Annotated in this window: 9 protein-coding genes and 1 tRNA gene; 4 read left to right on the top strand and 6 right to left on the bottom strand. The window is 69.0% G+C overall.

From position 1 onward, the window contains the following. The first annotated feature begins 35 nt into the window (after positions 1-35). The 3 genes from ABB34_RS13985 to ABB34_RS13975 are packed head-to-tail and all read left to right on the top strand — an operon-like array spanning position 36 to position 4310. A complete protein-coding gene (locus ABB34_RS13985) occupies positions 36-566 on the top strand; it encodes an RNA polymerase sigma factor (RefSeq protein WP_083490227.1) in 531 nt (176 codons plus the stop codon). A 7-nt stretch (positions 567-573) separates the two neighbouring features. Then, on the top strand, positions 574-1542 hold the full coding sequence (locus tag ABB34_RS13980; RefSeq protein WP_057641990.1) for a FecR family protein: 969 nt from the start codon (positions 574-576) through the stop codon (positions 1540-1542). Beyond that, positions 1542-4310 carry a TonB-dependent receptor gene (locus ABB34_RS13975; RefSeq protein WP_057641988.1) on the top strand — a complete coding sequence of 923 codons (2769 nt, stop codon included), beginning with the start codon at positions 1542-1544 and terminating at the stop codon, positions 4308-4310. The genes ABB34_RS13980 and ABB34_RS13975 overlap by 1 nt, the downstream gene beginning before the upstream one ends. Before the next feature lie 56 nt (positions 4311-4366). Here the strand turns inward: ABB34_RS13975 and ABB34_RS13970 are convergent. The 6 genes from ABB34_RS13970 to murJ all read right to left on the bottom strand — a co-directional run bounded on the left by ABB34_RS13970 (position 4367) and on the right by murJ (position 11607). After that, positions 4367-4442 (bottom strand) — tRNA-Thr (locus tag ABB34_RS13970). A 35-nt stretch (positions 4443-4477) separates the two neighbouring features. Then, entirely contained in the window at positions 4478-5428 is a 951-nt protein-coding gene (gene ispH / locus ABB34_RS13965; protein ID WP_057641987.1) for a 4-hydroxy-3-methylbut-2-enyl diphosphate reductase, read from the bottom strand. 59 nt (positions 5429-5487) lie between these two features. Then, positions 5488-6003: a signal peptidase II gene (lspA, locus tag ABB34_RS13960; protein WP_057641986.1), complete on the bottom strand. Its 516-nt coding sequence runs from the start codon at positions 6001-6003 to the stop codon at positions 5488-5490. Between the two features lie 139 nt (positions 6004-6142). Beyond that, positions 6143-8974, bottom strand: a complete 2832-nt coding sequence (gene ileS / locus ABB34_RS13955) for an isoleucine--tRNA ligase (protein ID WP_057641985.1) — start codon at positions 8972-8974, stop codon at positions 6143-6145. Further along, positions 8971-9918: a bifunctional riboflavin kinase/FAD synthetase gene (locus ABB34_RS13950; RefSeq protein ID WP_057641984.1), complete on the bottom strand. Its 948-nt coding sequence runs from the start codon at positions 9916-9918 to the stop codon at positions 8971-8973. The genes ileS and ABB34_RS13950 overlap by 4 nt, the downstream gene beginning before the upstream one ends. Before the next feature lie 84 nt (positions 9919-10002). After that, positions 10003-11607, bottom strand: coding sequence for a murein biosynthesis integral membrane protein MurJ (gene murJ, locus ABB34_RS13945; protein WP_057641983.1), 1605 nt, complete (start codon positions 11605-11607; stop codon positions 10003-10005). A gap of 115 nt (positions 11608-11722) precedes the next feature. Here murJ and rpsT point away from each other — a divergent pair, with 115 nt between their 5' ends. Beyond that, the gene (gene rpsT / locus ABB34_RS13940; RefSeq protein WP_057641989.1) at positions 11723-11992 is read left to right on the top strand and encodes a 30S ribosomal protein S20; all 270 of its coding nucleotides are present in this window, start codon (positions 11723-11725) and stop codon (positions 11990-11992) included. Positions 11993-12163: the final 171 nt, after the last annotated feature.

The raw sequence follows: 12163 nt of genomic DNA, 5'->3' as shown, positions 1-12163 counted from the left end.
CGCCCGCCCCCTTGGCCCCCGTCGATCCACCCGGCATGCCCGGCACGGACGCCTTTGCCGACTTCGTGCAGGCGCAGCGTTCGCCGCTGTACGCATTCCTGCGCGCGCGCGGCACCAGTCCCGAGGACGCCGAGGACATTGCGCAGGACTGCATGGAGCGGCTGATGCGCTACCGCGGCCACGCCGAGGGCGAACTGCGGCTGCTGCTGTACCGGATCGCCCGCAACCGCCTCGCCGACCTCGGGCGTTCGGCGCAGGCCGGGCCGCACCTGCCGCTGGCCGAGCACGATGTCCCCGCCGACGCCTCGTCCTCCACGCCGGGCCCGCTGCGCCAGGCCGAATCCCGGCAGATGCTCAACACCCTGCGCCAGGCACTGCTGAAGTTGCCCGAGCGTTGCCGCGAGGCCTACCTGCTCAACCGCATCAGTGGCATGAGCTACAGCCAGATCGCGCGCCACCGCGGCATCACCGCCAAGACCGTGGAAAAGCAGATCGCGCGCGCCCTGCAGGGGCTGCGCCGGGAACTGGGCAGCGATGCCTTCAACATGGACGTGGACGGCCGATAGAGTGAACATGCGCAACACCCCGACGAATCCCCACTTCGACCAGGCCGCGACCTGGGTGGCGCGGCTGGAAGCCGCGGACTGCACCGCCGGCGAACGCGCCCGCTTCGAGGACTGGCTGGCGCAGGACCCGGCCCACGTCCACGCCTGGGCCGAGGCCGAAACCCTGCACCAGCACGCCGCCGGGCTGCGCGACGATCCCTGGCTGCGCGCAGGCGCCCAGCGCATAACCCGGCGCCCACGCCACCGGCACCCGCTGTTCCGCGCCGCCATCGCCGCCACGCTGTGCCTGGCCGTCGGCACAGGCTGGCTGCTGGCCACCGACGGCAACCCCGCGCCGCACACCTACGTCAACAGCGGCCTGGCCACGCAGCCGCAGATACTGGAGGACGGCAGCCTGGTGGTGCTGGACGCCGGCACCACCCTGACCACCCGTTTCGGCTGGCGCACGCGCCGGCTGGAACTGCAGCAGGGCCGCATGCAGTTGCGGGTGGCCGCCGCCTCCCGGCCGATGCGGGTGCAGGCCGGCAACAGTACCCTGCGCGACATCGGCACCACCTTCCAGGTCGAGCTGCTGGACGATGGCGAGGTCGGCGTGGCGCTGCTGGAAGGCGCGCTCGACGTGGCCAGCCAGGGCCCGCAGAAGATGCACCGGCAACTGCAACCGGGCGAGCAGTTGCAGGTGCGCCGGTCCGGGCACATCGAACCCAGCACGGCGCTGCTGCGGCCGCAGGCCGAGGCGTGGCTGCACGGCCAGTTGCTATTCGACGCCACGCCGCTGTCCGCCGCCGTGGCGCAGATGAACCGCTACACGCCCACCCCGCTGGTCATCGCCGACCCGGCCATCGCCAACCTCGCCGTCAGCGGCAGCTTCCGTGCCGGCGACCAGGAGGCCCTTCTTTCCGCACTGGAACTGGGCTGGTCGGTCGGCAGCCGGCCACGGGCCGACGGCGCACTCGAACTGCGCGGCAGGCACTGATGCCCACCGCGGGCCAGTTGCTGCGCCGGCTGCGGCGGACCGGCCTGTACCTGCTCCTGCTGTCGCCCGCCTGCGCCCTCGCCGCCGATGCCGACTACCACATCGCACATGGCCCGCTGGCGCAGGCATTGCGGCAATGGTCGCAGCAAAGCGGCGATGCGCTGCTGTTCGATGCCCGCGAACTGAAGGATCTGCAAAGCGCCGGCGTCAGCGGCAGCTTCACCCCCGCCGGCGCGCTGGAAAAGCTGCTGCAGGGGCTGCCGGTGAAACTGCTGCGCACGCCCGCAGGCGTGTTCGTGGTGCGCCGGCAGGCGGCCACGGCATCCCCGTCGCGCCACCCACCGACCAGCCCGGCGGCAGCCACCACGGCCACCAGCGAAACACGGGCCGACGTGGAGCTGGCACCCATCCACGTCACCGGCAGCCGCCTGCCACGCAGTTCGCTGCAAAGCACCATCGCGGTCACCGTGATCGAGCGCGAGGACATCCAGCGCAGCGGCTATGGCTCGCTGTTCGACCTGCTGCGCCACCTGCCCGGCATGAATGGCCACCCGCCGGTGGACGCCGCGCGCGACGGCGACTCGCTGTACCTGCCGGCCGGCGCAGCGGCCACCACCAGCCTGGACGGCATGGGCCCGCGTGCCACCCTGTTCCTGGTCAACGGCCGGCGCCTGCCGCGCTACCCGATGGTGTCGCTGCAGCAGGGCGCGCTGACCGACCTGGGCGGCATTCCGCTGAGCTTCGTCGAACGCATCGAACTGGTCCGCGGCGGTGCCTCGGCCATCTACGGCGCCGACGCCATCGCCGGCGTGGTCAACATCGTGCTGCGCGAACAGGCCGACGGTCCCGAAGCCCTGCTGCAAACCGGCATCAGCAACCAGGATGATGGCGGCCAGTACCGCCTGCAGGCGGCCACCGGCCACGCCGACGGCCGCAACCGCTGGTTCCTCGGCATCGACCTGCAGCAGCGCCGGCACGTGGCCGGCGACCGCCGCAGTTGGCACCGCGAGGCCTCACGCTACCCGGTCGGCCTGCTCACCCACGATGGCTATTACCTGCCCGCCTTCCGCTGCCCGCCATCGCTGCTCGCCGACGATGGCTGCTGGTACGACAGCTCGCGCCCACGCTCGCTGCAACCGGCCAGCACCACCGCCTCCGTGTACGGCCACTGGAACCACGACATCGGCGACGGCATGTACGCCCATGCCGAACTGCGCGCCAGCCACAGCCGCCAGCGCTTCGACCTCGGCCCCACCGCCGCCGCACTGCGCTTCGACAACGGTGACCTGATCAACCATGTTTTCGAAGAAGCCGGCAACGCGCGCTCGGCGGCAAACGGCATCGAAGCCGACTTCAGCGCCGGCATCGGCCGCAACCGCACCGGCCATGGCTGGGAAGCCGGCCTGAGCCGGCAGCGCAGCCAGGTCATGCTGACCACCTCCGGCGCGATACGCAGCTCGCGCCTGCTCGACGCGGTGGCGGACGGCTTCATTCCCGGTTTCACGGCACTGGACCCGGCCCTGTACGACGACCTGTTCCCCACCACCCGCAACCGCGGCCGCACCGACCAATGGCTGGGCTGGTGGGGGCAGCACCGGGAGCTTGGCCAGCTGCGCGGCGGCCCGGCGCAATTGGCCAGCGGCCTCGACCTGCGCCGCGAAACGTGGACCGCACGTCCGGACAAACTGCTCGAAGACGGCGAACTGGCACTGGGCCTGCCCACCGAGCGCCGCCGCCTCTCGCGCCAGGCCAGCGCCGCCTATGCCGAGCTCGGCCTGCCGCTGGCCACCGGCCTGCACATGGACCTGGCCGCACGGCTGGACCGCGACGCCGGCGACACTGCCTTCTCCCCGCGCGCCGGCCTGCGCTGGAACCTGTCGCCCTCCTGGTCGCTGCTGCTGTCCAGCGGACGCGGCTACCGCGCGCCCAGCCTGTTCGAGCGCCGGCGCCCGCCCGGCTATTTCGGCGTGGTGGCCCTGCCGGCCTCGTCCACGCTGCCGGCCTGCGCGCATCCGGTGCAGGACAACTGCATGGTCGAAGTGCAGGTGATGGAAAACCCCGCACTGTCCGCGGAAACCTCGCGCAGCCATGCACTGGGCCTCCTGTGGGCGCCGGCGGGCACCGATTTCACCCTGTCGCTGACCCACAACCGCATCGACCTGCACGACGAAATCCTCGACCTGCGCCCGGAAGACGCCCTCTGGAACCCGGACACCTGGCAGCTCGACGACAACGGCCGCTTGCAGGGACTACAGCTGTATTTCGACAACATCGGCCGCACCGTTTCGCGCAATTGGACCCTGCACGGCGACTACCGCCACGCCACCGCGACCTCCGGCCTCTGGCGGTTCTCGCTGGACGCCATCCAGCAACAGCAGCTGCGCCGCCAGCGTCACGGCAGCGGGCAATGGACCAACCTGCGCGGGCACGCCACGCCCGCCACGGCGGTCACCGCCACCGTGCAATGGCAAGGCCGGCAATGGGATACCGCCCTGCAGGCCTTCTACACCGGCAGCACCCGCGCCTGGCAGCCCGAAGCCGCCTGCCCGCCCGCGCAAAGCGGCATCGGCCATTGCAGCAACCCCGCGCAACTGCGCTGGAACCTGCATCTGGAACGTCCCATCGGCCCGCGCCTGACCGCCGCGCTGGACATCCACAATCTGCTGAATACCCAACCAGTCAACTACCTGCCCGGCAATGGCGGCCAGGCCGTGGGCCTCGACGACCCGCTGGGCCGTTACTTCCTGCTGACCCTGCAGTTCCGGTGACTGCCCACTGCGGAAACGAAAAAGCCAGACGCAAGCGTCTGGCTTCCCGTTGATGCTGGTGCCGGAAATAGGAATCGAACCTACGACCTACGCATTACGAATGCGCCGCTCTACCAACTGAGCTATTCCGGCGGAGCCGCGAATTGTAGGGTTGGCCGCCAGCGCGGTCAATCGACCAGACGCAGGCGCAGTTCCTTGGGCAGCGCGAACACCATCGACTCCGGTTCGCCGGACAGTTCGGCGACGCTACTGGCACCCAGCTCGCGCAGGCGCGCAATCACGCCGTCCACCAGCACCTGCGGCGCGGAGGCACCTGCGGTGAGGCCGATGCGTTGCTTGCCGGCCACCCATTGCGGGTCGATCTCGTGCGCGCCGTCGATCAGGTAGGACTCCACGCCCTCGCGGCGCGCCAGCTCGGCCAGCCGGTTGGAGTTGGAGCTGTTCGGCGAGCCGACCACCAGCACCAGGTCGCATCTGCCCGCCAGTTCGCGCACCGCGTCCTGGCGGTTCTGCGTGGCATAGCAGATGTCGTCGTTCTTCGGCCCCTGGATGGCCGGGAATTTCACTTTCAACGCGGCGATCACGCTGCGGGTGTCGTCCACCGACAGCGTGGTCTGCGTGGTGTAGGCGAGGTTGCCGGGCTGGCCGACTTCCAGCGCGGCGACATCGTCCTCGTCCTCGACCAGATAGATCGCGCCGCCGCCGGCCTCCTGCCGCCACTGGCCCATCGTGCCCTCGACCTCGGGGTGGCCTTCGTGGCCGATCAGCACCACGTCGCGGCCGGCGCGGCAGTGGCGCGCGACCTCAAAGTGCACCTTGGTCACCAGCGGGCAGGTCGCGTCGAACACCTTCAGCCCGCGTCGCCCGGCCTCGTCGCGCACCGCCTGCGAGACGCCGTGGGCGCTGAAGATCACCGTGTTGCCGTCGGGCACCTCGTCCAGTTCCTCGACGAAGATCGCGCCGCGCTGCTTCAGGTCGTCGACCACGAAGCGGTTGTGCACGACCTCGTGGCGCACGTAGATCGGCGCGCCCAGCGTCTCGATGGCGCGCTTGACGATCTCGATGGCGCGGTCGACGCCGGCGCAGAAGCCGCGGGGGTTGGCGAGCAGTACGTCCATGCAGGGATTCTAAGGGCGGGAACGGAAAAGAAGGGAAACGGGAACGAAACCGTACCGTGTCATTCCCCGTCCCCCGTTCCCTGTTCCCGCTTCTTCCCATCGAACAGCCCCGACAGGGCAATGCCGATGGCGCCGACGACGATCGCCGAATCGGCGATGTTGAACGACGGCCAGTAGTGGTCGCCGACGTACCACTGGATGAAATCGACCACATGGCCGTGGATCTGCCGGTCGATGACGTTGCCGATGGCACCGCCGATCACCAGCGCGTACGGCAGCGCGCTGCGCCAGTTGCCGCGCGCGGTACGCGACAGCCAGAACGCCATCAGCCCGCTGATGGCCACCGCCAGCGCGGTGAAGAACCACAGCTGCCAGCCGCCAGCATCGCTGAGGAAGCTGAACGCCGCGCCGGTGTTGTAGGTGCGGTACCAGTTCCAGAAGCCGTCGATCACCGGCACCGGGATGTACTCGGGCAGGCTGGACAGCACCCAGGCCTTGCTCCACTGGTCAAGGCCGATGACGGCGGCCGAGAGCAGCAGCCAGATCAGGGCGTTGGGTTTGGGTCTTGCGGTCATCGCGTCGTTCTACCAATGAAAGCGGCGGAGGGCCCCTGTTAGGAGTGGTCGCGGCATGCCGCGACCGGTCAGCCGCGATGGAGCTTCACCGGGAAAGCCCATCGCGACTGACGTCGCTCCTACAGGGAATGCAGAGCGGTCAGAACCAGCGACGGTCTTCGCCGGCACCGTCGATGTTGCCGGCGCAGCGGCCGCACAGTTCCGGGTGTGCGGCCACGCTGCCGACGTCGGCACGGTAGTGCCAGCAGCGCACGCACTTGGGCTTCTCGGTCGGCTGCGCGCTGACAAACACCTCGTCGGTGGTCGCCGGGCGCACGCTGACGTCGCCGCTGATGAACAGGAAGCGCAGTTCGTCGGCCAGCGGTTGCCAGCGCGCGGCCTGTTCCTCGCTGGCGGCCACGGTGATTTCCGCTTCCAGCGCGGCGCCGATCACGCCGTTGGCACGCATCGGCTCCAGCACCTTGGCCACCTGCTCGCGCACCGCCAGCAACTGCTCGAAGTCGGCCGCCGACAGCTGCGCGTCGGCCGGCAGCGGCGCCAGGCCGTCGTACCACGTGGTGAACAGCACGTTGCCGGCGCGCTCGCCGGGCAGGTAGCCCCACAGCTCGTCGGCGGTGAAGGTCAGGATCGGCGCGACCCAGCGCACGAAGGCTTCGGCGATGCGGTACATCGCGCTCTGCGCCGAACGGCGACCGCGCGAGTCCTCCTGCATGGTGTAAAGCCGGTCCTTGGTCACGTCCAGGTACAGCGAGCCGAGATCGACCGAGCAGAAGTTCAGCAGCAACTGCACGATCTCGGCCATGTCGTAGTTGGCATAGGCGGCCTTGATCTTCTCCTGCAACTCCCACGCGCGGTGCACGATCCAGCGGTCCAGCGCCACCATGTCTTCCAGCGGACGCAGGTGCACGGCAGGGTCGAAGCCGTCGAGGTTGCCGAGCAGGAAGCGCGCGGTGTTGCGCAGGCGCCGGTAGGCGTCGGCGTTGCGCTTGAGGATTTCCTGCGACAGCGACATCTCGTTGCTGTAGTCGGCCGAGGCGATCCACAGGCGCAGGATGTCCGCGCCCAGCGTGCGCATGATTTCCTGCGGCTCGATGCCGTTGCCCAGCGACTTGGACATCTTGCGGCCGTGCTCGTCCACGGTGAAGCCGTGGGTCAGGCATTGCTTGTACGGCGCGTGCTTGTCGATAGCCACGCCGGTGAGCAACGAGGACTGGAACCAGCCGCGGTGCTGGTCGGAACCTTCCAGATACAAATCCGCCGGCTTGCCGAAACCGCGCGCCAGCAGCACGCCCTCGTGGGTGACACCAGAGTCGAACCAGACGTCGAGGATGTCGGTGACTTTCTCATACTGCGCGGCTTCATCGCCCAGCAGTTCGGCCGGATCAAGCGAGTACCACACGTCGATGCCTTCGGCCTGCACGCGGTCGGCCACCTGCTGCATCAACTCGACGCTGCGCGGGTGCGGCTCGCCGGTCTCGCGATGGGTGAACAACGCGATCGGCACGCCCCAGGTGCGCTGGCGGCTGATGCACCAGTCCGGGCGGCCTTCGACCATGCTGGCGATGCGCGCCTTGCCCCACGTCGGGAACCAGCCCACCGAGTCGATGGCGGCCATGGCGTCGGCACGCAGCCCGGCCTTGTCCATCGAGATGAACCACTGCGGCGTGGCGCGGAACACCACCGGCGTCTTGTGCCGCCAGCAGTGCGGGTAGCTGTGCTGGATTTCGGCGAAGGCCAACAGCGAACCGTTGCCGCGCAGCACATCGACGATCAGCGGCTGCGCCTTCCACAGGTGCTGTCCAGCCAGTTCCACCTCCCCCGCCGGCGGCGTCGAAGGCAGGTAGACGCCACGGCCATCGACCGGGTTGATCTGGCCGGCGTTGTAGCGGTCCATCACCCCGTATTGCTGGCTGACCGCGAAGTCCTCCTGGCCGTGGCCGGGGGCGGTATGCACCGCGCCGGTACCATCGGTATCGGACACGTGCTCGCCGTTGAGCAGCGGCAGGTCGCGCTCGGCGTAGAACGGGTGCGCCAGCAACTGGTTTTCCAGCGCCGAGCCCTTGGCATGGCCGTGCACGACCATTTCGGCCACGCCGTAGCGGGCCAGTGCGCGTTCGGCCAGTGCCGAAGCCAGCACCAGCCAGCGCGGCTTGCCGTCATGCTCCGGACCTTCGACCAGCGCATAGTCGATGTCCGCACCCAGCGACACCGCCAGCGAGGCCGGCAGCGTCCACGGCGTGGTGGTCCAGATCGGCACGGCCACTTCTACGCCTTCGGGCAGCTCGACGCCGAAGCTGGCGGCCAGCTTTTTCGCATCGCGCGCGGCATAGGCCACGTCGATCGCCGGCGAGGTCTTGTCCTGGTATTCGATCTCGGCCTCGGCCAGCGCCGAGCCGCAATCGAAGCACCAGTGCACCGGCTTGGCGCCGCGCAGCAGGTGGCCGTTGGCGACGATCTTGGCCAGCGCGCGGATTTCATTGGCCTCGAAATCGAAGCTCAGGGTCTTGTACGGGTTGTCCCAGTCGCCGATCACGCCCAGCCGCTTGAAGTCGCCGCGCTGCAGGTTGATCTGCTCCTCGGCGTATTCGCGGCACTTCTGCCGGAACTGCGCGGCGTCGAGCTTGGTGCCGACCTTGCCCCATTTCTTTTCGACCGCAATCTCGATCGGCAGGCCGTGGCAGTCCCAGCCCGGCACGTAGGGTGCGTCGAAGCCATCGAGGTAACGCGACTTGACGATGATGTCCTTGAGGATCTTGTTGACCGCATGGCCGAGGTGGATCTGGCCGTTGGCATACGGCGGGCCGTCGTGCAGCATGAACAGCGGCCGGCCCTTGGCGTTCTGCCGCAGCTGCGCGTAGATGCCCTGCTCTTCCCAACGCGCCAGGATGCCCGGCTCGCGCTTGGGCAGGTCGCCGCGCATCGGGAATTCCGTCGCCGGCAGGTGGAGGGTGGCTTTGTAGTCCTGGCTCACGCGGTGGCTCGCAGTCGTTGTTCGTTGAGGATAGTGCGCGCCTGCTCGGCGTCGCGGTGCATCTGCGCGGTCAAGGCCGGCAGGTCGTTGAACTTCACTTCGTCGCGCAGCTTGGCGACGAATTCCACTTCGATGTGGCGACCGTACAGGTCGCCCTTGAAGTCGAACAGGTGCGCTTCCAACAGCGGCTCCACGCCCTCGACCGTGGGCCGGGTGCCGAAGCTGGACACCGACGGCCACGGCTGCTCGAACACGCCGTGCACCCAGGTGGCGTAGATGCCGGAAAGTGCGGGCGTTTTCGGAAAACGCAGATTGGCGGTGGGGAACCCCAGCGTGCGCCCGAGCTGGCGCCCGCGCACCACGCGCCCGCCGATGGCATAGGGATGGCCCAGCAGGTCGGCGGCATGGGCGAAGTTGCCTTCCACCAGCAGTTCGCGGATGCGGGTGCTGGAGACGCGCTCGCCGTGCACGTGCACCGGCGCGATCTCGCCGGCGGCGAAGCCCAGCTCCGGCCCCATCTGCTGCAACAGCGCGAGGTCGCCGCCGCGGCGGTTGCCGAAATGGAACTTCGGCCCGATCCAGACCTCGCGCACGCCCAGCCGGCGCACCAGCGTGTCGCGGACGAAATCCTCGGCCGGCGTGGCCACCATCTTCGCGTCGAAACGCAGCAGGCCGACGCTGTCGATGCCCAGCACGCGCAGCGCCGCCACCTTGTCGCGCGCCAGCATCAGCCGCGGCGGCGGGTTGTCCTTGGCGAAGAACTCGCGCGGCAGCGGTTCGAAGGCCAGCGCCACCGCCGGCACGCCCAGCGCGCGCGCGCGCTCGACCGCATGCCGCACCAACGCCCGGTGGCCCCTGTGCAGGCCATCGAAGGCACCGATGCAGACCACGCTTCCCCGCGGGAACAGCACCCCGCCTTCGACGTCCCTAAACAGCCTGCTCATTCAAACCCGGAAAACCGGCCCTTGCAGGCCGGTGCCTTGCCATGTGTAGCCGGGAAGTATAGCGGTGAGGCGGTCATGCCCGCCTCACCGCCCACGCAGGTCGCGCGGGCGGAAACCCATCGCCAGCATCGCCAACAGATAGGTCAGGCCGCCACCGCCGACCAGCAGCGCCAGGCTGCCGCCGCGCTCCCACTTGCCCATGCCGTCGAAGTCCGGCAGCCAGTGCAGCAGCGCCAGCAGCACCGCCACCATCGCCGCGCAGGCCAGCAGCAGCCGCAGCACGTAGCCGCCCCAGCCCGGCCGGCGCCGGTACACGCCGGTCCTGCCCAGCCAGTACCAGAGCAGCGCCAGGTTCAGGTAGCTGGACAGCGCGCTGGCGATGCCCAGCGCCAGGTGCAGGCCCGGCACGCCGGCCAGCGCCCGCATCACGCCCTGCGCCTTCAGTTCGTCCGGCACCATCCACTGGTACAGCACCGCCAGCAGCGCGAAGTTGAACACCATGTTGGCGACCAGCGCGACCACGCCGGCGCGCACCGGGGTCCGGGTGTCCTGCCGCGAATAGAACGCCGGCAACACCACCTTCAGCAGCGCGAACGCCGGCAGCCCGACGCTCAGGCCGTAGACCGACAGCGCGGTCATCCGGGTGTCGAACGCGGTGAACTCGCGGTACTGGAACAGGGTCGCGATCAACGGCTGCGCCAGCAGCAGCAGGCCGAGCATCGCCGGCACCGCGATCAGCAGGGTCATGCGCAGGCCCCAGTCCAGCGCGTCGGAGAAGCCCTCGCCATCGGTCTTGACGTGGTGGCGGGCCAGCGCCGGCAGGATCACCGTGCCCAGCGCCACGCCGAACACGCCCAGCGGCAGCTCCAGGAAACGATCGGCCAGCGACAGCCACGACTGCGAGCCGTCGGCCAGCCGCGCGGCGATCACCGTATCCAGCATCAGGTTGATCTGCGCCACCGACGAGCCGAACAGGGTCGGCACCATCAGCGTCATCACCCGGCGCACGTCCGGGTGGTTCCAACCCCAGCGCGGCAGGGTCAGCAGGTCGATGCCGCGCAGCGCCGGCAACTGGAACAACAACTGCAACACGCCGGCGGCCAGCACCGCCCAGCCCAGCGCCAGGATCTGCTTCTCCGGCGTGCCGCCCAGCCGCGGCGCCAGCCACAGCGCGCCGGCGATCATGCACAGGTTGAGGATCACCGGCGTCAGCGCCGGCATCGCGAACTTCTGGAAGCTGTTCAGCGCCCCGCCGGCCAGCGCGGTCAGCGAGACGAACAGCAGGAACGGGAAGGTCAGCCGGAACAGGTCGATCAGCAGCCCCTGCTTGGCCGGGTCGGCGGCCACGCCGCTGCTGAACAGCAACGCCAGCTGCGGGGCGAAGATCAGCGCCAGCGCGGTGACCACCAGCAGCACGCCGCCCAAGGTGCCGGCCACCCGCGCCATCAGCTCGCGCAGGTCACCGTGCGGGCGGGTTTCCTTCACCTGCGTGAACACGGGCACGAAGGCGGTGGCGAACGAGCCCTCGGCGAACAGCCGGCGCAGGAAGTTGGGCACGCGGAACGCCACCCAGAACGCGTCGGTGACGGCGTTGGCGCCGAACTGGGTGCTGATGACCTGGTCGCGCACCAGCCCCAGCACCCGGGAAACCATCGTCATGCTGCTGAACGACAGCAGCCCCCGCAACATGCGCGGTGAACTCACCCACGGCCCCCTTGACAACTCGACTTGACGTTCATTGGTGCACCCATCATACTTGCGCGCTTGCTGTTCCCACCACACCGATTTTCAGGAAACCACCACCGTGGCCAATATCAAGTCCGCCAAGAAGCGCGCCAAGCAGACCGTCGTGCGCAACGCGCGCAACGTCGCTCAGCGTTCGATGCTGCGCACCGCCGTCAAGAAGGTGATCAAGGCCCTGGACGCCAATGACGCCGCCGGCGCCGAGGCTGCCTTCGCCGTCGCCCAGCCGATCCTCGACCGTTTCAGCGCCCGTGGCCTGATCCACAAGAACAAGGCCGCCCGCCACAAGAGCCGCCTGACCGCCCGCATCAAGGCCATCAAGGCCGCCTGATCCGCGCGATCCCCTGGTGCCGCAAGGCGTCAGGCATTGAAAAACCCGGCCTGCGCCGGGTTTTTTGTTGCCGCCGTCCGTGGCGGCAACCCTTCGGGCCGTCGCTGATACGACGCCATTGGCCGGGAAATCTCGTAGATACCGTCTTGCTCCTGTCTCTTATACCAATCT

The organism is Stenotrophomonas daejeonensis (genome assembly GCF_001431505.1).
Lineage (GTDB): Bacteria > Pseudomonadota > Gammaproteobacteria > Xanthomonadales > Xanthomonadaceae > Stenotrophomonas > Stenotrophomonas daejeonensis.
Note: the sequence above shows the minus strand (reverse complement) of the source record. Positions and strands in the feature narration are given on the sequence as shown.

What these genes read in the sequence shown, in the direction of transcription:
- murJ (WP_057641983.1), bottom strand. Translation starts at nt 11,607, where the DNA reads ATGTTGCGGGGGCTGCTGTCGTTCAGCAGCATGACGATGGTTTCCCGG.
- lspA (WP_057641986.1), bottom strand. Translation starts at nt 6,003, where the DNA reads ATGACCGCAAGACCCAAACCCAACGCCCTGATCTGGCTGCTGCTCTCG.
- ABB34_RS13980 (WP_057641990.1), top strand. Translation starts at nt 574, where the DNA reads ATGCGCAACACCCCGACGAATCCCCACTTCGACCAGGCCGCGACCTGG.
- ABB34_RS13985 (WP_083490227.1), top strand. Translation starts at nt 36, where the DNA reads ATGCCCGGCACGGACGCCTTTGCCGACTTCGTGCAGGCGCAGCGTTCG.
- ABB34_RS13975 (WP_057641988.1), top strand. Translation starts at nt 1,542, where the DNA reads ATGCCCACCGCGGGCCAGTTGCTGCGCCGGCTGCGGCGGACCGGCCTG.
- ispH (WP_057641987.1), bottom strand. Translation starts at nt 5,428, where the DNA reads ATGGACGTACTGCTCGCCAACCCCCGCGGCTTCTGCGCCGGCGTCGAC.
- ABB34_RS13950 (WP_057641984.1), bottom strand. Translation starts at nt 9,918, where the DNA reads ATGAGCAGGCTGTTTAGGGACGTCGAAGGCGGGGTGCTGTTCCCGCGG.